This is a genomic window from Pseudomonas sp. R3.Fl (assembly GCF_023516765.1).
In the GTDB taxonomy this organism is placed as follows: domain Bacteria; phylum Pseudomonadota; class Gammaproteobacteria; order Pseudomonadales; family Pseudomonadaceae; genus Pseudomonas; species Pseudomonas citronellolis.
The window spans coordinates 7,443,833-7,467,196 of sequence record NZ_JAMGSO010000001.1 but is presented as its reverse complement, the minus strand read 5'-3'; the positions used below and the strand labels follow the sequence as shown (position 1 = coordinate 7,467,196).

Genomic DNA, 23,364 nt, shown 5'->3' with positions numbered 1-23,364 from the left:
GCCTGCAACTCGCCTTCCAGGCGAGCGATAAGCGCCTGGCTATCCCAATGCGGCTCTTTAAAAAGGCAGGCCGCAATCAGCATCGGTTTCATTGGCGTCCCCTGCTCTACTTAACCGCCCTCCTCCTCTCCTGTTTCCTGTGTTCCTGGATGTACTAGCGCCACGCAGGGCATGGAGGATCTGCAGCGCTCCCGGCTCGGCGAGCCCTCGTCATTCAACGACGCAGCTACCGAGCAACCTGCGGACGCTGCCCAGTACCTGCCCGCTGGCAGCAGGCTTGAGCAGCGCGGCGTCGAACGCCAGTCCGGCGGGCACCCAGCGTGGCCGCAGGGGCGGCGCCGCCGAGTACAGCAGGACAGGCAGTTCCGGGTAGTGCTCGCGGACCTGGCAGAGCAAGGCCCAACCATCCATCGGCGCCATCATCTGGTCGGTGATCAGCAGGTCCACCGTGGATGTCTGCAGCAATGCCAGCGCTTGCCCGCCGTCGGCGGCGGTCAGCACGTCGAAGCCGTAGCCGGCCAGCAGGTCGTACAACCCCTCACGGTTCTGCTGGATGTCGTCGACGACCAGGATGCAACGGCCATCGCCGTCGATGTCTACGGTGCCGGTATCGCTCACCACGCTTTCGACCTCATCTTCCGTCGCGCAGGCCATCCTCAGCACGAATCCCAAGGCGGCCCCCCGCTCCCGCTGCGCATCGACGTTCAGCTCGCTGCCCATCTGTTGCAGCAGCTGGCAGACGATCGAAAGCCCGAGCCCGGAGCCGTCGTAGGCCGCGGCATTGCTGCCGCGCTGGAACGGCTGCAGCAGTTTTTCCCGCTCGTCCGCGCGGATGCCGATCCCGCTGTCCCTGACACTGAAGCGCAGAGTGACGCCGCTCTCGTCGGCGTCCAGGCGTTCCACGGCGAATTCAATGAGGCCGTCGCGGGTGAATTTGCCGGCGTTGGCCAGGAGGTTGATCAGTACCTGGCGCAGGCGGCGGAAGTCGGCCTGGACCAGGGGTGGCAGGTCGGAGGCGAATTCGCAGGCGAAGCGGTTGTCCTGGCGCAGGGCGAGGAAGCGCCCTTCGTCCTCGATTTCCCGCAGGAAGCCGTAGAGGTAGCCGGGCGCCAGGACCAGCTCCAGTTGCTGCAGGTCGCTGCGGGAAAATTCCAGCAACTCGTCGATCATCTCCAGCTGGCGGCGGGCGTTGCGCTCGATGCGCTGGGGCAGGTCCGTCCGGCCCTCGCGCTCCAGGGCCCGCGAGTAGTCGATGATGCTCGACAGTGGCGTGCGCAGGTCGTGGCTGATGCGCGCCAGCAGCATGCTGCGGGCCCGTAGTGATTCGCGCAACTGCTCGGTGCGCCGGGCGACCGAGCCTTCCAGCCGCTCGTGCTCCGCCCGGCGCTGCTCCTCGAGATCCGCCAGGGCCCGGCGCTCGCGCCAGCGACTGCGGCTGAACTCCATCACCAGGGTGCAGACCAGCAACAGCACGCCGGGCAAGGTGGAGGTCAGGCCCAGTTGGTCCTCACCGTACTGCCAGCCCACGTTCTTCACGTCCATGAAGTGCCGGAGGGTGCCCTGGAACACGAACAGCGCCGTCAGCCCGAGCCCCAGCCAGCTGGGGCGCCGGCCGTACAGCCAGGTCGCCCCCAGTGTCAGCGGGATCAGCAGGTAGTTGAGCCCGCGCAGTTCGCTGAACACGACCCGGGTGTAGCGGTAGTCGCCGAATGCCCCCCAGAGCAGCAGCCCTCCGATCAACAGGGTGTACAGGTTCAGCAGGGCCTTCATCCACCCCGGCAGGACCTGCACGCCGAACAGGACGCGCATGTAGCCCAGGAACAACGAGAAGGCGAGGCAGGAGAGCACGCTGATCAACTGCTCCTTCAACGGCATCCACTGCGGGACATAGAACAGGTAGCCGTTGACCACGCAGCACACCAGGCCGTAGGCCATGATCGCCAGGGCGTTCACGATCAGCAGTTGCGAGCGGCGGATCAGGCCGATGACGAAGCCGAAGGGGACGATGATCAGGGTGATGCCCAGGGACACGCCATCGAGCAGGTTCGACCATTCGAGGGCGCGCTGCTGCTGGAACTCGTCCCACAGGGCCGGCTTGATCATCAACGCGCTGCTGCTCTGTACCCGCATCAGCAATTGGGCCGGCTCGCCCCCGGCAAGGGCCAGCGGAAACAGCGGCTGCCGCGCGGCGACCCGCCACTGCGACAGCGGGTAGTCGCTGCCGGCGTGCATTTCGCTCCACTGCCCGGCGTGCCCGACGAACACCTGCACCTTGTCCAGGCGCGGCTCGCCGACCTTCAGCCAGCGCAGGCAAGCGCTGTCCGACTGCAGGGTGAAGCGCAGCCAGATCGCCGCGGTGCTGAATTCCAGGGGGAAGCGGTTCCCCTCGATCCGCTGGAAGCGCTCGTCCGGGAGGTTCGTGACCGCCTCCGCGCCCAGGCTGTGCGTCGGATCGAGCAGGAACTGCGCACCGGGAAGCAATTGCAGCGATGAAACCTGGCAGGGATCGGGCAGCCCGGACGCCCAGGCCATCCGGTTGCCACAGAGCGCCAGGAGCAGAAACAACAGCAGCAGAGGCATGCCGAAGGAGCCGGCGCGCCAGGATGCCGGTCGCCGCCCGCGGCTGCGAAGAAAAGCCAGTTGCTTGTTTACCACGCGCTGCACGCCTACATGAGCGGGTTACCGGGGGCGCATACGATAGCCCAAATCCGCTGGCGAGACCGTCCCGCCCGGCGCAACCTGTGGTTGCGCCGGATGGGAACGGGAAGACCCCTCGATGGCCGGCAGCGAGGTGTCTCCGGATCGTCCCCAGCCCGGGAGGCCGGCGACGGAGGTCAGCGAGAGACCAGTTGGATGCCGCTCGCCGAACCTCGCCAGGCCGAGCCCGCTACCCGCTCGATGACTACCGCCCGCACGCCCGGCACCGTCACCCCGAGGCGCTGCTTGGCCAGCGCCAGGCCGAAGCTGGCCAGGTCCTCGTCCGAGTCATCGTCGTCCAGGCCGCGCACTGCCACGCGCAAGGTGCCGTCCTTGACCAGCGCCACCTTGAGCGGAAGCAGTTCGCCATTGGCACGAGCCACCGCACCGCTGGCCCACTGGCCAGTCTCCTGCCCCAGGTCCGGCGCCTGCTGCCGTGCCGCGCTGACGGGCTCCAGGGTGATGCTGTTGCCCAGGTCGGTGGCCCGGAACAGGCCCTTGCCGGACGGCTCGCTGCCAACATCCACGCGGAACAACGCCAGGGTGTTGACCTGCGCCAATTCTGCCGGCGCGTCGTCCAGCATCAGGCTCTGGCGACCGCCGCCGCTGAGCACCGCGTCCTGCAGCAGCAGTTCGCTGCCGACGGGGATGTCGGCTGGCGCCGCGGCCTGCCGGGAAGCGTCGCTGAACAGCTGGGTGCTGGCCTGCGGCAGCGAGTCGGTCGGCGCCGTCACCTGCACGCGCTGGGACTGCTGCTCCACGGCCACCGCCGTGGCGTTCGCGCCCTTGGGTTCGTTGATCAGGCCCACCGGGTTGTACAGCGGCGCCTCGATGCTCCCGGTGCCCTGCAGTTGCGCCGGATCGATCCGGTAGTTGCCGGCGTCGCCGCCCGCCAGAAGCAGGTCGACGGCGCTGACCGCCTTGCCCTGCCCCGCCGACGGCGTGGCATAGAGCCCGTTGGCCGTGGCGCGGACATCGTCCCCGGCGACCACGCCGCTCAGCTCGACGCCCTGTACCGGAGCCCGGGTGCTGCCGTCGTAGGTCTTGTCGCCGACCAGCAGGGTGCCGCCCAGGGTCTGCCGGGCGATATCGGCCGTGCCGACCGTGGCGCCGGTGTCGAAGCTGTAGTTGCCCGCCTCGGCGCCGGCCAGACTGATGCCGCTGCCGCTCACCGACTTGTCGTTGCCGGCGTTCTTGTCGGTGAAGCTGCCGGTGCTGCCGATGCCGACCACCCTGCCCTCGTCGCCGGCGACCACGCCCACCAGGCCGACGTTGGTCAGTTGCGCGTTGGTATTGCCGTCATACACCTTGTCGGCCACGTCGGCCGTGCCGGTCAGCACCTTGCGGGTGATATCGGCATTGCCAATCTGGGCCGTGGTGTCGAAGCTGTAGTTGCCTGCTTCGGCGCCGGACAGGGCAACGCCACTGCCGCTCACCGACTTGTCGCTGCCAGCGTTCTTGTCGGCGAAGCTGCCGGCGCCGCTACCGGCCACCTTGCCTTCGTCACCGGCGACCACGCCGACCAGGCCGATATTGCCCAGTTGCGCGTTGGTGGTGCCGTCGTACACCTTGTCGGCCACATCGGCAGTGCCGGTCAGTACCTTGCGAGAGATGTCGGCGGCGCCGATCTGGGCCGTGGTGTCGAAGCTGTAGTTACCCGACTCGGCGCCGGACAGGGCGATGCCACTGCCACTCACTGCCTTGTCGTTGCCGGCGTTCTTGTCGGCGAAACTGCCATCGCCGCTACCGGCCACCTTGCCTTCGTCACCGGCGACCACGCCGACCAGACCGATATTGCTCAGCTGGGCGCCGGTGTTGCCGTCGTAGACCTTGTCAGCCACGTCGGCCGTCGCGGTCAGCGCCTTGCGGGTGATGTCGGCGGTACCGATTTGTGCCGCGGTGTCGAAGCTGTAGTTGCCCGCCTCGGCGCCAGTCAGGCCAATACCGCTGCCGCTGACCGCCTTGTCGTTGCCGGCGTTCTTGTCGACGAAGCTGCCGATGGAGCCGGTGCTCGCTACCTGGCCTTCGTCACCGGCGACAACACCCACCAGATTGACGTTGTTCAGCTGAGCATTGGTGTTGCCGTCATACACCTTGTCCGCCACGTCGGCCGTCGCAGTCAGGACCTTGCGGGTGATATCGGCAGTACCGATCCGGGCGCCGGTATCGAAGCTGTAGTTGCTGGCTTCATCGCCGGACAGGGCGACATTGCTGCCGCTCACCGACTTGTCGCTGCCAGCGTTCCTGTCGACGAAGCTGCCGCTGCCATTACCGGCCACCTTGCCTTCGTCACCGGCCACCACGCCGACCAGGGCGATATCGCTCAGCTGGGCGTCGGTATTGCCGTCGTACACCTTGTCGGCCACGTTGGCGGTTGCGGTCAGCATCTTGCGAGTGATATCGGCGGTGCCGATCTGCGCTGCGGTGTCGAAGCTGTAGTTGCCCGCCTCGGTGCCGGAGAGGCCGATGCCGCTGCCAGTGACCGACTTGTCGGCACCAGCGTTCTTGTCGGCGAAGCTGCCGGTCACGCCCGTGCTCACCACTTCGCCCTCGTCGCCCGCGATCACGCCCACCAGATTCACATTGCTCAGCTGGGCGTCGGTGCTACCGTCGTAGACCTTGTCGGCTACATCGGCGGTGGCCGTCAGCACTTTGCGGGTGATGTCGGCGGTGCCGACCTGGGCCGCAGTATCGAAGCTGTAGTTATTGGCTTCGGCGCCAGTCAGGCCGATGCCGCTGCCGCTCACCGACTTGTCGCTGCCGGCGTTCTTGTCGGCGAAGCTACCGGTAGCCCCCGTGCTCGCTACCTGGCCTTCATCACCTGCGACCACACCCACCAGGCTCACATTGTTCAGCTGGGCATTGGCGTTGCCATCGTACACCTTGTCAGCCACATCGGCCGTCGCAGTCAGAACCTTGCGAGTGACATCGGCCGTGCCGATCGCGGCGCTGGTGTCGAAGCTGTAGTTGTTGGCTTCGGCGCCGGTCAGGCCTATACCGCTGCCGCTTACCGACTTGTCGTTGCCGGCATTCTTGTCGACGAAGCTACCGATGGCACCGGTGCTCACAACCTCGCCTTCGTCACCCGCCACCACACCGACCAGACTCACATTGCTCAGTTGAGCACTGGTGTTGCCGTCATACACTTTGTCCGCCACGTCAGCGGTGGCGGTCAGCACCTTGCGGGCAATGTCGGCCGTGCCGATCTGCGCGGTCCCATCGAAGCTGTAGTTACCCGCCTCGCTACCGGACAGGATGACGCCGCTGCCGCTCACCGCCTTGTCGCTGCCAGCGTTCTTGTCGACGAAGCTACCGATAGCCCCCGTGCTCGCTACCTGGCCTTCATCACCTGCGACCACACCCACCAGGCTCACATTGTTCAGCTGGGCATTGGCGTTGCCATCGTACACCTTGTCAGCCACATCGGCCGTCGCAGTCAGAACCTTGCGAGTGATATCGGCCGTGCCGATCGCGGCGCTGGTGTCGAAGCTGTAGTTGTTGGCTTCGGCGCCGGTCAGGCCGATACCGCTGCCGCTTACCGACTTGTTGTTGCCGGCATTCTTGTCGACGAAGCTACCGATGGCACCGGTGCTCACCACCTCGCCTTCGTCACCCGCCACCACACCGACCAGACTCACATTGCTCAGTTGAGCACTGGTGTTGCCGTCATACACTTTGTCCGCCACGTCAGCGGTGGCGGTCAGCGCCTTGCGGGCAATGTCGGCCGTGCCGATCTGCGCGGTCCCATCGAAGCTATAGTTGCCCGCCTCGCTACCGGACAGGATGACGCCGCTGCCGCTCACCGCCTTGTCGCTGCCAGCGTTCTTGTCGACGAAGCTGCCGCTGCCGCTACCGGCCACCTCGCCTTCGTCGCCCGCCACCACACCCACCAGGTTCAGGTTGCTCAGCTGGGCGTTGGTGTTGCCGTCGTAGACCTTGTCGGCCACGTCGGCGGTGGCGGTCAGGACCTTCTTGTCGACCACGCCGACGTCGCCGCTCACCGAGCCGGACGACAGCTGGTAGCCGTAGACCGCCACGCTCTTGCCACCGTTGAGCGTCTGGTTGCTCGCCGTGCCCAGGGCCACGCCGTCCACCGTGACGGTCTTGCCGCTGCCGGCGTTCTTGTCGTCGTAGCGGGCCGAGCCCCAGCCGCTGACGATCAGCTGGATGTCGTCGCCGTCGATGGCGCCGTTGGTGGCTCCCGGCGCTGCCGGGTCGGTGTTCACGTCGAAGTTGGCCATCGACAGGTTGGTGGTGCCGGCCGCCGCGCTGTCGTTGCCGTCGTAGGTCTTCTCCACCGTGCCCACCAGTTTTACGTCCACGGTCGGCGCCACGCTGTACAGGTGGCCGTTGCCGCTGCTCTGCGCCACCACCAGCGAAGGGTCGCCGTAGTTGGCGTTGTACTGCTTGAAGTCCACGTCCAGGCCGCCGCGCAGGTCGTCGCGCGGGTCGCTGGAATAGGTCAGCCAGCGGCCGTTGCTGTTGCTGGTCAGCAGCGCGTTGGCGCCGGCGTTGTTGATGAAGTTGCGCGCCGCCGCGGCAACCACCGCGTCGCCGCTGCCATGGGCGGAAATGCTCCCGCCGCCGTCGATCTGCACGTCGCCCACGCCGGCGCTGACGATGGCGTGGCCGGTGCTGGAGGTATTCTCCAGGGCGCCATTGACCACCAGGTTGCCGTTGAGCAGGGTCAGGTTGTTGTTGGCGTCGAAGCTGAAGCCGCTGCTGTTCACCGTGGTGGTGCCGGTGCCGTCGGCGCGGCCGATGGTCAGGTTCCTGATGCCGGTCAGCTGGGTGAAGGTAGTGGCCGAGGCGATGCCGTCGGTGCCGTCGAGGGCGATGTCGGTGCCGATGTCCCAGGGCTCCAGGACGATGCTCGCGGTGTTGATGTTCTGCAGGGTGGCCTGGCTGAAGTCGATGTTCTCCGCGCGCAGGGTCAGGGCCTTGTCGCCGGTCTGCAGGTTCACGTTGCTGGTGAAGTTGATGTCGCCGTCGGTGTAGATCGAGGCGCCGCCGAGCATGGTCAGCGGCGTGCTGAAGTTGACGTCGCCGCTCAGGCTGAGCTTGCCGGCCAGGCGCTTCTCGCCGGTGGAGCCGCCCATCCCCAGGCTGCCCATGGCGTCGCCGAAGTAGAGCCGGCCGGCGCCCAGGGTGATGTCGCTGTTGAGCGTGGCGATGCTTTCGGCATAGTTGGTGGTGCCGAAGGACAGGTAGAGGTTGCCGCCGTTGGTGCTGATCGGCGTATTGATGGTCAGCGCGCCCTTGCCGCCCGTGTCGGAGTCGCTGGACAGGCGCACGTAGCCGCCATTGGTGGTCAGCGCGCCGGCGATGGTCAGGCCGTCGGCGCCCAGCAGGGTGATGGAGCCCGCCCCCGGCGTGCCGCTGCCGGCGGAGTTGACGTTGTGGACCGGCAGCGCGCTCACCGCGGGGTTGTCGCCGGCGCCATGGGCGATCAGGTTGGCGACGTTGCTGATGCTGCCGGTGCCGGTGCCGCCGGACTGGAAGTACAGGCTGCCGGTGCCGAACACCTCGATGGTATTGCCGGGGTTGGCGAAGCTGATGGAACTGTTGCTGTTGCTGCCGTTGCCCGCCTCCACACGCAGACTGACGTTGTCCTGCATGCTGATGGTGCCGTCGCCGCCGTTCTGGGTGAGGTCGCCGAAGGTGATGGCGCCGGTGGCGGTCATCAGTACGTTGGCGCCCTGGGCCTCCAGGGTCTGTTCGTAGACCGTGACGTTGCCGCTGCCGCTGCTCCAGTTGCCGCTGCTGCCGCTGCCACCGGAGACGGTGATGTTGGTCGGGTCCAGCAGCAGGTCGCCGGTGCGGCCCTTGGCCGCGCGTGCATCGGCCACGCCGGCGTAGCTCAGGGTCTGCTTGCCCGAGACTTCCGCCTTGCCGCCGTCACCGCCCTGCGCGCCGCCCCGAACCGAGATGCTCCCGGCGAAGCTGTTGTCGCCGTCGGACCAGGCCACCACCTGGCCGCCGTCGCCCTGCACGGTGGCGTCGGCGCGCAGCTCCGCGCCACTGGCCACGCTCACCTGCTGCGCATTGCGCACGCTGGCGTCCTGCCCCTGCCAGCCGCCGCCAACCTTGATGTCACCACCGCCGCTGCTGCCGCTGGCGTCCAGCCGGGCGCCCTGGGCCAGTTCGACGCGGTTGCCGGTGACCACCACCGAACCGCCCGCGCCCTGGCTGGAGGACGCGTCCAGGGTTCCCGCCACCTGGGTCAGGCCGCTGTCGGCATCGCCGTCGAGGAGGATGCGGCCGTTGCGCGCCACCAGGCCATGGGCCTCGATCACCCCGGAGTTGTTGACCACGCTGCTGATCGCCGCGTCCGCCGAGCGAGCGCTGAGCACCACCGAGCCGCCGTCGGCGCTGATGCGCCCGTCGTTGCGCACCAGGGCGTCGAGCACGCCGCGGTCGACGTTGACGCTCACCAGCCCGTCGCCGGTGAAATCCAGGCTGACCTGCTCGCCTGCGGCCAGCACGCTGCTGCCCGAGGGCGTCTCGATGCTGCCGCTGTTGCGCACCTGCGGGCCGATCAGGGCGACCACGCCGCCATCGGCGGTCTTGATGCTCCCCTGGTTGACCACCGCGCCCGCGCCGCTGCCGCCGCCGAGGCGGGTCTTGCCGGCCATGAAGTCGGCGTCGCGGATGTTCAGCGACGATGCCACCAGGCCGCCGACGTTCACCTGGGCGCCCTGGCCGATCACCACGCCGTTGGGGTTGAGCAGCCAGACCTGGCCGTTGGCGTCGAGCTTGCCGAGGATCTGGCTGGCGTTGCCGCCGCCGACCACCCGGTTGAGCGCGACGCTGTCGCGGCCGGGCTGCTGGAACTGCACGCGGGCATCGGCGCCGACGTCGAAGCTGTTCCAGTTGGTCACCAGGCGGTTGCTGTTCTGCTGGATGGTCATCTGTGCGCCGGACTGGCTGATGCTGCCGGCGCCGGCGACTATGCTGCCGCCCGTGGGCAGGTCGGCGGCCTGGGCCATGCCACTGCCGAGCAGACCGAGGGCGGCAAGGATACCGACCACCCCGCCGCGCTTGCCGCGGGCGGTGGAGTTTTCGGCAACGGCGACATAGGCCTGGGCGGTGTCGCTCCAGACCAGACGGTATACGTGGTTCAACGAAGCGCTCATGGCGTGCTCCTACTTTGTCTCTTCAATACCCGGTGGGGCGATGATCAGAACGCCAGCGAGGCCTGGATCCAGCCGCGCCAGTCGCTGGCGCGGCCGTCGGCGTCCTGGCCGGAAAGGCTGCGCCCGGGGTTGTCGCCCAGGGTGCGGGCCACGGCGGCGTGCAGGCTCCACTGGCCGACCCAGAGGTTGGCGCCAAGGCCCAGGGCATTCAGGTCGTAGCGGTTGCGCCCGGTGGCGGTGACGGTTGCGCCCGGCCAGGTGTCCTGGTGCAGCCAGATCCGCCCGCTGTCGAAGAAGCCGAGGCCTTCCAGCTTGGCGTTCGGCAGGCCGATGGGGAGGTTGCGACGCAGCTCCAGGGTGCCCAGCCAGCCCTCGTCGCCGGCCGCCTCGCCGACCGGGTAGGCGCGCACGCCGGCGGGGCCGCCGAGCAGGAACTTCTCCGCCGAGTCGAGGTTCTGGTCCGACCATTGCGCCAACATCCCGGCGTACAGGTTCCAGTCGCTGCCGGCGCCCAGGCTCTGCAGGCGCGACAGGCGCAGGTCGAGTTTCTCGAAGTGGCCGTCGCTCCTGGCGCTGCGGCTGTCGGCGAACGCGTCGTCGCGGTTGCCCGAGAGGTCCAGCTTGCCGAGGGTGAGCGCCACGCCGGCATCGCTGACGCCGCCGCCGGCGAAGCTATCGAAGCGGTTGCCGTTCAGGGCGAAGGTGAAGTTGTCCAGGCTGCGGTCGCGCAGGTTGGCGCCCAGGGCCCGGTCCTTGAGGTTCTTGTGCTCGTAGGTGCCGGAGAGGTAGAGGTTCTGCAGGCGCGAACGCAGCAGCGGGTAGCTCAGGCCGATGGAGCCGGTGCTGGCCGTGCCGCGCAGGTCCAGCCCGCGGTACTTGTCCTGGTCGACGTCGTAGCGCAGGTACGAGGTCCCCAGTTGCAGGCGCAGGCCGGAGGCGTTCAGCGGCAGGCTGTACCCGGCGCCGAAGATGTCGCTGCCGGTGGTCTTGCTGACGCCCAGGTTCAGTTGGTCGCCGATCGCCAGCGGGTCATTGAGGCTGAACTGGGCATTGGCCCGGGCGATGCCGGTGCTGCGGTTGCCATAGTTGTCGAGCGACACCGCGCCACTGACCAGCGGGCCCTGCCTGGCATCGATCAGCAGGCGGCTGCTGCCCGGTTCCGCACCGCGCTCCAGCGCGGCGTGGGCGCTGATGCCCGGCTGGTCATTGATCAGCAGCAGCGCGCGCTCGAGGTCTTCGGCCTGCAGCACCTTGCCCTCGGGCAGCGCCGCGCCGGCCATGTCGGCCAGGCGTCGCGGGCTGCTGCGGGTGTTGCCGCCGACCTGGATGCGCGCGGCGCCGGACTCCAGGCGCCCCTTGATCAGGGCGATCTCCAGGTTGCCCTCGGTCAGGTCCTGGCGCGGCAGATAGGCCCTGGCCAGCACATAGCCGCGGCCACGCAGGTAGCGCGTGAGGCTGTCCACCAGTTGCTGCAGGCCGGCGTGGTCGAGGGTCTTGCCGAGCATCGGCTGCAGCAGCTGTTGCAGGTTTTCCGCGCTGGCCAGGTCGGTGTCACCGCTGAAGCGGATCGCATTCAGGCGCACGCGCAGGCCGGCATCACCGGGGCGCCTGGTTTCCACCGGCAGTTCGAGCCCCGCCGGCGGCTGGGTGGACTGCGGTCGCGGGGGTTGGGTGCGTTGCTGCTCGTTGAGCAACTGGCCGGCGCTGGGCAGGCTCTCGGCCAACGCTTGGGGGACGGTCAGCGTGCCGGCCAGGGCGATGGCCATGGGCAGCAGGGCGCGGCCGAAGCGCTCGGAAGCCGCATGCAGGAAATGCGTCAAGGGACAGACTCCAGGGGGTTCTAATTAGCATCCGTTGCAGCAGCGGGTCTGACGGATATTTGGCCCCTGAAGTATTCCCACTCTCCAAACGACGGATTTTTGCCAGGCAGGACGGAAATTTTGCGGCGAAGGACAATGATGGCTTTTTTATGGCGCAGCCGGAGGCCGCCGCCAGCGGCTAGCGGCCGGAGCCGGCCAAGGCCTGCTGGCGGAATTCGCTGGGGGTCACGCCCTGCTGCTCGCGGAACGCCGTGGTGAAGTTGCAGGCGCTGCTGAAACCCACCAGGTCGGCGATGTCCTGCACGCTCATGCGGCTGCCGGCCAGCAGTTCCTGCGCCTTGCGCAGGCGCGCCTGGCGCACGTGGGCGAAGACCGTGCAGCCCAGGTGCCGGCGAAAGATCGCCGACAGGCGCTTCTCGTGGGTGCCCACGCTCCTGGCGATCTCCGCCAGCCCCGGCAGCTGCGCCAGGTTCTCGTCGATGTAGCGCAGCACCGCACGCAGAAGAATCTCATCCCCCGAGGCCGGCGAACCTTCTTCGCTGGCCGGCGCTGCCCGCCGGGTGAGTTGCAGGTGCAGGCGCACCCGGGCCAGCACCTCCTCCGACTCGAACGGCTTGAGCACGTAGTCCACGCCGCCCAGGCTGAAGCCCTCCAGGCGTTCCTCCAGGTCGTTCGCGGAGGTCAGGAAGATCACCGGGATGTCCCGCGTCGCCGGCGCCTCGCGGAGCAGCCGGCACACCGAGAAGCCGCTCATCTTCGGCATGCGCACGTCCAGCAGCACCAGGTCCGGCTGCAGCGCCAGGGCCCGCTGGTAGCCCTGCTGGGCCTCGGTCACCACGGAGATGCGCCAGGGCTGCGCATGCAGCAGGTGCAGCAAGGGACGGATCTCCTCGGGGGAGTCGTCGATCAGCAGGATGTGTGGCCTATCGGTAGTGACTGGTTTGCGTCCAAGCATGGTACCGCCGCGTCCCCTAGTGCATCTCGTTCGTATCCTCGACCGGGCGCCGCGGCAAAGGCATCCGCCGCCCGGGCAAAGACTCATGGTTGATAACGCGCCATAAAATATCGCAATACCATGAGGGAAAGGTATGAAGGAAGGTTCCATCGGCCGCAACCTGACGTTGCAGGATGACAGCGACTGGCCTGGGTTGCTCCTGGAGTTGCATTGGTTCGCCCGCCTGGTGGAAGCGCGCGGTTTCAGCGCTGCAGCACGTGTATCGGGCCTCTCCAAGTCCTCCATGAGTCGGCGTCTCCAGCAACTGGAGCGGCGCATGGGCGTTCAGCTGGTCCAGCGCAGCAACCGTGTATTCGCCCTGACGAGCATTGGCGAAGGGGTCTACAGGCACGCCCGGGAGATGCTGGCCGCGGCCGAAGCGGCGACCCATAGCGCTCAGGCGGCATTGAAAAGCGCGAGCGGCTTCGTGCGCCTGGCCGCGCCGGGCATCCTGCAAGGCTGGCTCGTGCGCTTGCTGGCGAAGTTCCTGGCGCAGCAACCACGCATCCACGTCGGCCTGTTCGACCTGGGGCCGGAACACGACCCCATCGCCCAGATGACCGATATCAGCCTCAGCCTGGCAGTCCCTCCCCACGACAGTACGATGCTGGCAGCGCGCAACCTGGCCACCCTGCGCACCCACTATATGGCCGCGCCGGCCATGGCCGGGAACATCGGCCATGGGCGGGCAGCAACCGTTTCCGGCCTGCCGCTGCTTTGCGATGCAGCCTCGGGAACAGGCAAAGGGGCGACATTCAGCACCGATAGCCTGCTGGCCCTTCGGGAAGCTGCAATCGCAGGCCTGGGGGTCGTCTGCCTGCCAGCGATAGCCTGCAGCGAAGAACTTCGAGCCGGCTCCCTGCGGATCATCCAGACCGCGGAGGCGCCCCCGGAAATGACGTTACTCGCCATAACGCCTCCGACCAAGGCGATCACCCAAGCCAGCCGCGTCCTGATGAACGAGATTCAGGATGCCGCACGATCCTCATACGCGGTTGAATACTGAGCCCCGCCAACGCCCCTGGATGAAGACGGCATCAACCCTCCCCGCCAATGATCAGCCGGCAAGCCCCCTCACCCAACGCCGATAGCGCCAGGTGCGAACCTGCGTATCCAGCTGCTGCTCCAGCAGCGCCAGCGCCGGCGCGACATTCGGGTTGGCCAGCTTGCCGAGGCTCAGGCGGCGCAACTGGTGCTTCACCATCGCCATGTAGCCGATCGACGCCAGCACCTTGTTCTTCCAGGTGATGGGCCTGAGCATGGGCGCGCTTGCCTGCCCCGCCCGCCAGTCCCTGGGCAGGTTGGGGTCGATGGCCAGCGCGGTGCCCATGCCGACCATGTCGATGCCGCTGTCCAGGACCTGCTCCGCCACCGGCAGCCGGCGCACGCCGCCGGTGACCATGACCGGCATCTTTGCAACGGACGAGATGTCCTTGGCGAACTCCAGGAAGTAGGCTTCCCGGGCCAGGGTGCGGCCGTCGCGGGCCTGGCCGTGCATCGCCGGCGCTTCGTAGCTGCCGCCGGACAGCTCGATCAGGTCCACGCCCAGCGGGTTGAGCAGCGCGACGACCTGCTTCGCATCATCCGTGCTGAACCCGCCGCGCTGGAAGTCGGCCGAGTTGAGCTTCACCGACACGGCGAACCCGGGGCCCACCGCCGCGCGGACTTCCCTGACCACGTCGAGCAGCAGCCGGGCGCGGTTCTCCAGCGCCCCGCCCCACTGGTCCGTGCGCTTGTTGGTGATCGGCGAGAGGAACTGGCTGATCAGGTAGCCGTGCGCGGCATGGATCTGCACGCCGGTGAAGCCGAAGCGCTCGGCGAGCACGGCCGTCCTGACGAAGCGCGCCTTGACGTCAGCGATGTCCGCCTCGGTCATCGCCCGCGGCGGGATGAACTGCTTGGAGAAGTTGCCCAGGTCCATGGGCACTTCCGAGGGCGCGATGGTGTCCTGCTTCAGGGCCGCGGGCATCTGCCGGCCTGGATGGTTGATCTGCATCCACACCTGCCCGCCGTGGGAGCGGGCGGCTTGCGCCCAGGCCCGGAAGCGCTCGCCGAAGCGCTCGGACTCCAGCACCACCCCGCCCGGCCCGGTCATGGCGCGGTGATCGATCATGACGTTGCCGGTGATCATCAGGCCGACCTCGCCTTCGGCCCAGGTGCGATAGAGACGGATCAGTGCATCCGAGGGCGCGTGGTCTTTGTCCGCCATGTTTTCTTCCATGGCGGCTTTGGCGAGACGGTTGGGAATGACGGCCCCATTGGGCAGGGTCAACGCAGTGAACGCGGTCATCACAGGCTCCAGGATTGGCGACTGCCGCACCGTAACCTTTAAGTCAACTTTAATGTCAAGGGTGTTTTCGCGTGTCGCGCCAACCACTCGGAACCCGGGATTGCAGGGGCTTGACCTTGAAGTTCAGTTAAAGGTTAGGGTTCGCCGGCAAGCTGCTGGCCAGCGTGCCGCAAGCCCCACGCCTAACCCTGGAGAGAGTGAACAGTGAAACTCGGAAGTGTTGCCGCGATAGCCGGACTTTTCGTCAATGCCCTTGCAGCCTCCGCATGGGCCGAGGTTCCAGCGACCGAAAGCACGATGATCGACATCGCCGGCCATGAAGTGCCTGTGGTGAAAGGCGGGTTGTACGACCGCTACCGTTCGAACCCGCCCCTCTCGGTGATCGCCGCCGAGGCGCCGGACGTCGACCTGAGCTGGTTCAAGGGGCTGACCAAGACGAAGGTGGACATAGGCTTCGAATCCTACTCGCCGAACTTCTACTACAAGAACAGCCGGGTCACCGCCGTCTACACGGCGGACATCGACAAGCTCAGGGAGCTGATACCCGCCAAGGTCCTGGAAAAGGTGCAGCCCCTGCAGGTCTGGCCGGGGCGCGGCCTGGTGGCATTCACCGCCTACTCCTATCACTACTGCGACAACGACAGCTACAACGAAGTCGCCCTTTCCATCATCACCAACAAGCCTGGCAGCTCGAACCTCGGCCCCCTCACGCTGGTTGGCCAGTCGCTGTCCAAGGATTATTGGGGGTACGTGCTCAAGCTCCCGGTGAATACCGAGCTCGCGAGGGTTCGCGGCGTGGTTGGCTACAACCTGCCGAAGTGGCTGACCGGCATCGACGTCACGGAGGATGCGCACAAGGTGACCTACGACATCGTCGATAGCCGGACGGGCAAGGTGGATGTGGTGTTCCAGGCGGCCAAGCTTGCCAAGCTTTCGCAGAAGGACGAGCTGGTGACCAGCAGCTTCACCAATACCGACCAGAAAGGTGAGCTGACCTATGGCTACGCGGTGTCGCGCCAGCTCAGCCATGCCTCCAGCAGCGACGGGGATTCGGCGCGGCTGATCCTCGGCGAGGGGGAGCTTTCCAGCTACATCAAGTCGCTGAAGCTCGGAAAGATGCTGAAGTACGAGTACGTCCCGCAATTCCAGAGCGCGCTCTATGCGCCCAAGCCGCTGGGTTCGCTCATCGGCAAGGACTGACGGATAGGTGGATGGGCCGTGGGCCGGTGCGCCGATGCCATCATGATTGTAGGAGCGAGCTTGCTCGCGAACGGGGTTTACCGGGGGCTGAGGTGTTGGGGTTGAGAGCGCCCTCTCCCCAGCCCTCTCCCGCAAGCGGGAGAGGGGGCTGTCCTGAGCGATGCGTCGGTCAGGCGCCATCCTTCCACGCCTAACCTCACCCCGTCATTCCCGCGAACGCGGGACGCGGCTCCATCGCGAACAGCGCTTGCGCTGGCCCGAAGGGGAATAACCCAGTGACTTTTTTGGGTTGGGGCTCGGTGTACCGCGCCGCTCCGAGTGCTCGGAGGTTTCTTGTTTCGCCCCCTCGGGCGAGTCCCTTTTGTCAAACGCCACAAAAGGAACCAAAAAGGCTTGCCCCGACATACGGGCCCGATGGAGCCGGGCTACCCTCGCGAATTCCCCCGCCACGGAGGCCCGCCCCGAGGGTACGTCCCTGTAGCCCGCGGGGCTCTCGCGACATCCATGTCGCATGACCTCCTGAGCGCGGGTTTCGTTCGGCCTTCTGAAGGGGCGTTCCGGTGCGCTCGGGTGTTTCTCTGGAAATCCAAGAGCAAACGCGCTTTTGCTCTTCGTAGGAGCGAGCTTGCTCGCGAACCCAACCACCCGTCACTGGGTTCCCGCGTTCGCGGAAATGACGGGGTGAGGTTAGGGAGAGGAGGATGGCACCTGACCGACACACCACTCAGGACACCCCCTCCCCTCCAGGAAAAAACCCAAGGCTCACTCGACAGAAGCACTACCAGCCTTGGCCTGCCTACGGTCCGGCATTGCACACTACCCTCTTGGCGCAACCGCTCCAGCACCCGCGGGGTGTTGTCTGCGCACTGCATCCCTTCCGACTTGCTCTCGATGCTCTCGATGGCCACCAGCAACTGCGCCTTGTTCTGCTCCAGGCGCTTCTGTAGCACCTCGATCTCACCCACCTTGCGCCTGAGGCCCTCCAACAAGCCGATACGATCAACGCCGACCTGCTCGCCTTCATCCGCGACTGACGAGCCCGGGAGCCAGGCGTTCAGTGCCTGGCTCCCCCCTCCACTCCCGCCCCCTGCTCCGCCAAAGAGAACCCACAGGCACTCCGTACGATCGAAAAAGAAAACCGTATTCCGTGACATGGCAAGTACGGATGACCCCACGTACCTTTGTATCCGCAAATCGCCTCGTCGCTCCCAAGGGGAGCGACGATGGCCATCGGTAACACGTACATGGGAGAAAGGTTCATGAGCCATGCAAAGAAGGTCTGGTTGATCACTGGCGCCTCGTCGGGTTTCGGCAAGTCGCTGGCCGAGGCCGTCATCGCCAACGGTGACTGCGTAGCCATCACCGCCCGCCGCCTGGAGCGCCTGCAAGCCATCGCGCAAGGCCATGAAGACCGCGTGCTGCCCCTGGCCGTGGACGTGACCGACGCCGCCGCCCGCGACAAGGCCGTGGCCGACACCCTGGCGCGCTTCGGCCGCATCGACGTGCTGGCCAACGTGGCCGGGCGCGGCGTGGCCGGGGCCTGCGAGGAATTCAGCCTGGAACAGCTGCGCGAGCAGATGGAGCTGAACTTCTTCGCCGCCGCCGAAATGAGTCGCGCCGTGCTGCCGCAGATGCGCAAGCAGGGCTCGGGCAACATCCTCACGGTGAGCAGCATCGCCGGCCTGGTGGCCATGAATGCCGCCGGCCCCTACTGCGCCGCCAAGTTCGCCATCGAGGGCTGGACCGAAGCGCTGGCCATCGAGGCCAAGCCGCTGGGCATCCACGTCACCCTGGTCGAGCCGGGCGCGTTCCGCACCGAGTTCGCCGGCGACGTGAACATGCGTCCGCTGCAGCGCATCGATGCCTACCGGCCGATGGTCGAGCCGTTCGAGACCTACCTCGAAACCTCCGCCGGCAAGCAGATGGGCGATCCGGCCAAGGCCGCCCGGCGCATGCTGGAAGTGGTGGCCAGCGACGCGCCGCCGGTGCGCCTGATGCTGGGCCGGGACGCCTACTCGATCTGGGACGCCACCCTCGCCAAGCGCCAGGAAGACCTGAACAGCTGGCGCGAACGTGGTGAAGACACCGCTTTCGACGACGCCGAAGTCGTGGAAATCCGGCTGTGATGCGCAGCCGGGCGCCAGGCGCATCGACAGAGGAAAACAGCGTGCAAGACCAACAGACGCCCCTGAACTCCGGCTTCGGCTTCCACAGCAGCGCCGCCGAGGTGCTGACCGGCATCGACGCTTTCGCCTGAATCCCATCCCTCAAGGAGAACACCCCATGAAAATCTGGTTCATCACCGGCGCATCCTCCGGCCTTGGCAAGGCACTGGCCGAGGCCGTGCTGGCCAAGGGCGACAGCGCCGTCATCACCGCGCGCCGCCTGGAGCCGCTGGCGGAAATCGCCGCCGGCCACGGCGAGCGCGCCCTGGCGCTGCAACTGGACGTGACCGACGCCAATGCCCGCGCCGCCGCGCTGAAGGCCGCCAACGACAGGTTCGGCCGCATCGACGTGCTGGCCAACATCGCTGGCGCGGGCGCCTACGGCGCGCTGGAGGAATTCACCAGCGAGCAGCTGCGCGCCAACCTGGAGCTGAACTTCTTCGCCGCCGCCGAGCTGTCCCGCGAGGTGCTGCCGCAGATGCGCGCGCGCAAATCCGGGCACATCCTCAACCTGACCAGCATCGCCGGCCTGGTGGCCTTCCCCGGCAACGGCCTGTACAACGCCTCGAAGTTCGCCCTGGAAGGCTTCACCGAAGCCCTGCACCACGAGGTCAAGCCCTTCGGCGTGCGCGTCACACTGGTCGAACCGGGTGCCTTCCGCACCGGCTTCGCCGGCGCCGCGGCGATGAAGGCCGCCACCAGGATCGCCGACTACGCGCCCCTGGATGCGGGCCTGGACGAATACTTCGCCGGGCAGGACGGCCAGCAGATGGGCGACCCGGCCAAGGGCATGCAGGTGGTCATCGACATGGTGGAAAGCGATACCGCCCCGGTGCGCCTGATGCTGGGCGAAGACGCCTACCAGCTGTGGGAAAGCGCCGTCGCCTCGCGGAACCGCGACCTGGCCCGGTGGCGCGCGCGTGGCGAAGACACCGCCATTCCAGGCGCCGCGAAGAATCCGGTGCAGGCGCTCTAGCGCCTGACAGGCAGGCGCGACAGCGGATGTCCGTCGCTGGCCTCTACTCCCCTCCCCCCCGAAGGTCGCTGGCCGCTCAACAAGGAGCGGCCAGCGACCTTTCTTCGATCAGCAACGACCTAGAGCGAAGCAGCAGCCTTCTCGATCGACCGCGCCACCGCTTCGGGATGCGAGACCATCACCACGTGGGAAGCGCCGGAGACCACCTCGACGTCCTTGGCGTGGGCCCGCTGGGCCATGAAGGCCAGGGCCTGCGGGGGGATGTTGCGGTCCTGGTCGCCGTAGACGAACCACGAGGGGATGCGCTGCCAGGCAGCGGCGCCGGCCTTCTCGTTCAGCGCGGCCTCGGTGACCGGGCGCTGGGCCGCGGCCATCAGCTTGGCCTGCGCGGCGGGCACGTCGGCGGCGAACTGGGCGTGGAACTTGTCCTGCTGGATGTACAGGTCCTTGCCGCCGCCGCTGAGCGCAACCGGCGGCGCCAGGGTCGGGCCGAGGGTGCTGCCGGGGAACTTGCCGGCCAGGTCGGCGGCGCTCTCCCCCGCCTCGGGGGCGAAGGCGGCGACGTAGACCAGCGCCTTGACGTTGCCGGCGTCGCTGGCCGCGGCGCTGATGACGTTGCCGCCGTAGGAGTGCCCGACCAGCACCACCGGCGTCTTCAGGCTGGCGAGGATGTTGGCCACGTAGGCGCCGTCGCTGGCGACGCCGCGCAGCGGGTTGGCGGCGGCCACCACGGTGTAGCCGTCGTGTTCGAGGATGCGCGTCACGCCGTTCCAGCTGGAGGCGTCGGCGAAGGCGCCGTGGACCAGCACCACGGTGGGTTTCGCGGCGGCGGACGCGCCGGCGGCCATGAGCAGGCCGGCGGCGCAGGCCAGGGCACCGAGGGTTGTTTTCATCGGGAATTCTCCTTGCAGGGGGAATGAGGCCGGGGCGCGCGGCCCCGGCCGGTGGTGGGGAATCGGCGCTAGGGCGCGTAGCGGGTGAACACCAGGTCGTGGTTCTTCACCCGCGCCTGGTGACAGGCGTAGCAGGTCTGGTGCTGCGCCTCGTCGGCCGGCTTGCCGTCGATGAAGCGGGCGAAGCCCCAGCCGCCGGTGGCCGCGTACTTCTTCGAGTCCTTGACCATGAACTGCACGGTGGTGGCCGCGCCGGGGATCGAGGCCGGCTCGAATTCCGGCGACTGCACGTGCTTCCAGGCCAGCTTGGCGAGCACGCTGCCGTCGGGGAACGGCAGCTTGCCCGCGCGGTAGGCCCGCATGGCGATGTCGTTGCCGAGCACCGCGCGCAGTTCGTTCAGCGGCGCCGCTTCCTGCGCCGGGGCGATCAGCTGCCAGTTGCGGTAGCCCTCGGGCATGCGCACGCCGTAGATCGGCGAGGCGTCCGCGGCGGGCTGGTCGGCGCTGGCGCCGCTGGCCAGGGCAAGCGCCAGGAGCGTCGCGGCGAGTACGGTAAGTCTGGGTGTCATGGCTGCGCTCCGCTCACAGGTGGTCGGCGTCGACCACCGCCTGGACGAAGGCCTGGGGCGCCTCCTGCGGCAGGTTGTGGCCGATGCCGCCCTTGATCAGGCGGTATTCGTATTTGCCGCTGAAGCGCTTGGCGTAGGCCTCTGCCGGCGGGTGCGGTGCGCCGTTGGCGTCGCCTTCGAGGGTGATGGTCGGCACGCCGATCGCGGGGAAGGCCGCCAGGCGCTTCTCCAGTTCCGCGTAGCGCGCCTCGCCCTCGGCCAGGCCCAGGCGCCAGCGGTAGTTGTGGATGGCGATGGGGCCCTGGTCGGGGTTGTCCAGCGCCGCCGCGCTGCGCTCGAAGGTGGCGTCGTCGAAGTTCCACTTGGGCGAGGCCAGCTGCCAGATCAGCCTGGCGAACTCGTGGCGGTACTTGTCGTAGCCTTCGCGGCCGCGCTCGGTGGCGAAGTAGAACTGGTACCACCACTGCAGTTCGGCGCTGGGCGGCAGCGGCGCCTTGCCCGCCGCCTGGCTGCCGATCAGGTAGCCGCTGACCGAGACCAGCGCCTTCACCCGCTCGGGCCACAGCGCCGCGACTATGTCGGCCGAGCGCGCGCCCCAGTCGTAGCCGGCGAGCACCGCGCGCTTGATCTTCAGCGCATCCATGAAGTCGACGACGTCCACCGCCAGCGCCGCCGGCTCGCCGTTGCGCGGCGTCCTGGCGGAAAGGAAGCGGGTGTCGCCATAGCCGCGGGCATAGGGGATGAGCACGTGGTAGCCCTTGGCTGCCAGCTGCGGCGCCACTTCGCTGTAGCTGTGGATGTCGTAGGGCCAGCCGTGCAGCAGGATGACCGCCGGGCCGTCGGCCGGGCCGGCTTCGGCGTAGGCCACCTTCAGCAGCCCGGCGTCGACGTGGCGCAGCGCGCCGAAGGCGTCGTCCGCGGCCTGCGCCAGGGGGATGGCGAGGTTCGCCAGGGCGAATGCGAGCACCGGGGCGCCCAGGGCTTTGTACTTGAACGGATTCATCAGGGTTCTCCCTTGCTGTGTGCCGGGAATCGGCGGGACTTCGGTCTAGCGCTCGGCCAGCGAGGCGCGCTGCGGGCGGAAGGCCTCGCGCAGTTCCTCGCTGAACAGCTGCGGTTGCTCCCAGGCGGCGAAGTGGCCGCCCTTGTCCACCGCGTGGAAGTAGTCGAGCGAGGGATAGGCGCGCTGCGCCCAGCTCTTCGGCGCGCGGTAGATTTCGCCGGGGAACACGCTGATGGCCACCGGCACCTTGATCTGCGCGGTCTTCTGCGCGGCGGCGCTGAAATTGTTGTTGTTGTTTTCCCAGTAGAAGCGCGAGGACGAGGCGCCGGTGTTGGTCAGCCAGTAGAGGGAGATGTCGTCGAGCATCTCGTCGCGGCTGAGCACGCGCTCCGGCTCGCCGCCGCTGTCGGTCCAGGCGGCGAACTTCTCGTACATCCAGGCGGCCATGCCGGCCGGCGAGTCGGCCAGGGAATAGCCGATGGTCTGCGGCCGCGTCACCATCATCGCGCCGTAGGCGGCGTTGCGCCCGAAGAAGGTACTCAGCGCCTGGTAGGCGGCGCGCTCGTCGCCGGACAGGCCGTCGGGCGCCGGGTCGCCGCTGTTGATCGGCTTGACCAGTTCGGCCGGGATGGTCGCCGGCATGTTCAGGTGGATGCCCAGCAGCCCGGGCGGCGCCAGGCGGCCCAGGGCATCGGAGATCACCGAGCCGTGGTCGCCGCCCTGGGACACGTACTGCTGGTAGCCCAGGCGCTTCATCAGCACGTCCCAGGCCCGCGCCACCCGGTCGGGGTTCCAGCCCAGCTCGGTCGGCTTGCCGGAGAAGCCGTGCCCGGGGATCGCCGGGATCACCACGTCGAAGGCGTCCTCGGCCTTGCCGCCGTAGGCCGTGGGGTCGGTCAGCGGGCCGATGGTCTTGAGGAACTCCAGCGGCGAGCCGGGCCAGCCGTGGGTGAGGATCAGCGGCATGGCGTGGGGCTGGCGGGAGCGCACGTGGATGAACTGGATGTCCACGCCGTCGATGCGGGTGACGAACTGCGGCAGGGCGTTGAGCTTCGCCTCGGCCTTGCGCCAGTCGTAGCCGTTGCCCCAGTAGTCGACCAGGGCTTTCAGCCTGGCCAGTTGCACGCCCTGGGAGGCGTCGGCGACGGTTTCCTTGTCCGGCCAGTGGGTGGCGGCGATGCGCCGGCGCAGGTCGTCCAGTTGCGCCTGGGGCACCTCGATGCGGTACGGCCGCACGCTGTCGTCCTCGCTCGCCGTGGCGTTGGCGGACGCGACCAGGGCCAGCGGCGCCAGGTGCGCGTGGCTGCCGCCGAGCAGGAACAGGCCGACGGCGCCGGCCAGGAGCGAACGGGTGAACAGGTGCTGAGTCTTCCGTGGGTGCGATGCTGCGAGCATGGTCGATCTCCTTGAGTGGGGGCCGGGGCGTGGACGCAATCGTTCGCCCTCGGCGAAGCGCGAACCTGGCCACTGTCGGTCGCGCCCGCCCCGCTTCGGAGGCGCTGCGCAACCCGTGGCATCGATCAGAACAAAGGGCGGCGGGCCTGGGGATTGCACGAAGGTGTCGGTCGATACCTTCGTATCGTTCGCCCGCCGGCGCCGGGGCGCTGCGGCCACGCCGGCC

At 67.8% G+C, this 23,364-nt stretch carries 13 protein-coding genes and 1 pseudogene; 4 read left to right on the top strand and 10 right to left on the bottom strand.

What is annotated here, in order from left to right; translation table 11 throughout:
* Positions 1 to 210 precede the first annotated feature (210 nt).
* The 4 genes from M8R19_RS32855 to M8R19_RS32840 all read right to left on the bottom strand — a co-directional run bounded on the left by M8R19_RS32855 (position 211) and on the right by M8R19_RS32840 (position 12,608).
* Positions 211 to 2,580: a hybrid sensor histidine kinase/response regulator gene (locus tag M8R19_RS32855; protein WP_249920103.1), complete on the bottom strand. Its 2,370-nt coding sequence runs from the start codon at positions 2,578 to 2,580 to the stop codon at positions 211 to 213.
* 254 nt (positions 2,581 to 2,834) lie between these two features.
* Entirely contained in the window at positions 2,835 to 9,833 is a 6,999-nt protein-coding gene (locus M8R19_RS32850; RefSeq protein WP_249920102.1) for a YDG domain-containing protein, read from the bottom strand.
* A 44-nt stretch (positions 9,834 to 9,877) separates the two neighbouring features.
* On the bottom strand, positions 9,878 to 11,653 hold the full coding sequence (locus M8R19_RS32845; protein WP_249920101.1) for a ShlB/FhaC/HecB family hemolysin secretion/activation protein: 1,776 nt from the start codon (positions 11,651 to 11,653) through the stop codon (positions 9,878 to 9,880).
* A 178-nt stretch (positions 11,654 to 11,831) separates the two neighbouring features.
* Positions 11,832 to 12,608: a response regulator transcription factor gene (locus M8R19_RS32840; RefSeq protein ID WP_249920100.1), complete on the bottom strand. Its 777-nt coding sequence runs from the start codon at positions 12,606 to 12,608 to the stop codon at positions 11,832 to 11,834.
* Between the two features lie 133 nt (positions 12,609 to 12,741).
* Here M8R19_RS32840 and M8R19_RS32835 point away from each other — a divergent pair, with 133 nt between their 5' ends.
* On the top strand, positions 12,742 to 13,653 hold the full coding sequence (locus M8R19_RS32835; RefSeq protein WP_249920099.1) for a LysR family transcriptional regulator: 912 nt from the start codon (positions 12,742 to 12,744) through the stop codon (positions 13,651 to 13,653).
* A gap of 51 nt (positions 13,654 to 13,704) precedes the next feature.
* On the opposite strand, the gene M8R19_RS32830 is transcribed toward M8R19_RS32835, so the two are convergent.
* Positions 13,705 to 14,937, bottom strand: a complete 1,233-nt coding sequence (locus M8R19_RS32830) for an NADH:flavin oxidoreductase/NADH oxidase family protein (RefSeq protein WP_249920098.1) — start codon at positions 14,935 to 14,937, stop codon at positions 13,705 to 13,707.
* 297 nt (positions 14,938 to 15,234) lie between these two features.
* Between M8R19_RS32830 and M8R19_RS32825 the strand changes: the two genes are divergently transcribed.
* A complete protein-coding gene (locus M8R19_RS32825) occupies positions 15,235 to 16,137 on the top strand; it encodes an acetoacetate decarboxylase family protein (protein WP_245322997.1) in 903 nt (300 codons plus the stop codon).
* A 785-nt stretch (positions 16,138 to 16,922) separates the two neighbouring features.
* On the opposite strand, the pseudogene M8R19_RS32820 reads toward M8R19_RS32825, so the two are convergent.
* Positions 16,923 to 17,126: pseudogene (locus tag M8R19_RS32820) on the bottom strand (MerR family transcriptional regulator); the annotation flags it as partial.
* Positions 17,127 to 17,396: 270 nt separating this feature from the next.
* On the opposite strand from M8R19_RS32820, the gene M8R19_RS32815 reads away from it, so the two are divergent.
* Positions 17,397 to 18,263: an oxidoreductase gene (locus M8R19_RS32815; RefSeq protein ID WP_249920097.1), complete on the top strand. Its 867-nt coding sequence runs from the start codon at positions 17,397 to 17,399 to the stop codon at positions 18,261 to 18,263.
* A 157-nt stretch (positions 18,264 to 18,420) separates the two neighbouring features.
* Entirely contained in the window at positions 18,421 to 19,278 is an 858-nt protein-coding gene (locus M8R19_RS32810) for an oxidoreductase (protein WP_249920096.1), read from the top strand.
* A gap of 119 nt (positions 19,279 to 19,397) precedes the next feature.
* Here the strand turns inward: M8R19_RS32810 and M8R19_RS32805 are convergent, their stop codons facing one another.
* From M8R19_RS32805 to M8R19_RS32790, 4 genes are all read right to left on the bottom strand, one after another.
* Positions 19,398 to 20,171: an alpha/beta fold hydrolase gene (locus tag M8R19_RS32805; protein ID WP_249920095.1), complete on the bottom strand. Its 774-nt coding sequence runs from the start codon at positions 20,169 to 20,171 to the stop codon at positions 19,398 to 19,400.
* A 68-nt stretch (positions 20,172 to 20,239) separates the two neighbouring features.
* On the bottom strand, positions 20,240 to 20,740 hold the full coding sequence (locus M8R19_RS32800) for a cytochrome P460 family protein (protein ID WP_249920094.1): 501 nt from the start codon (positions 20,738 to 20,740) through the stop codon (positions 20,240 to 20,242).
* A 13-nt stretch (positions 20,741 to 20,753) separates the two neighbouring features.
* A complete protein-coding gene (locus M8R19_RS32795) occupies positions 20,754 to 21,743 on the bottom strand; it encodes an alpha/beta fold hydrolase (protein WP_249920093.1) in 990 nt (329 codons plus the stop codon).
* A gap of 45 nt (positions 21,744 to 21,788) precedes the next feature.
* Positions 21,789 to 23,138, bottom strand: a complete 1,350-nt coding sequence (locus M8R19_RS32790; RefSeq protein WP_249920092.1) for an epoxide hydrolase family protein — start codon at positions 23,136 to 23,138, stop codon at positions 21,789 to 21,791.
* Between the last annotated feature and the right edge of the window lie 226 nt (positions 23,139 to 23,364).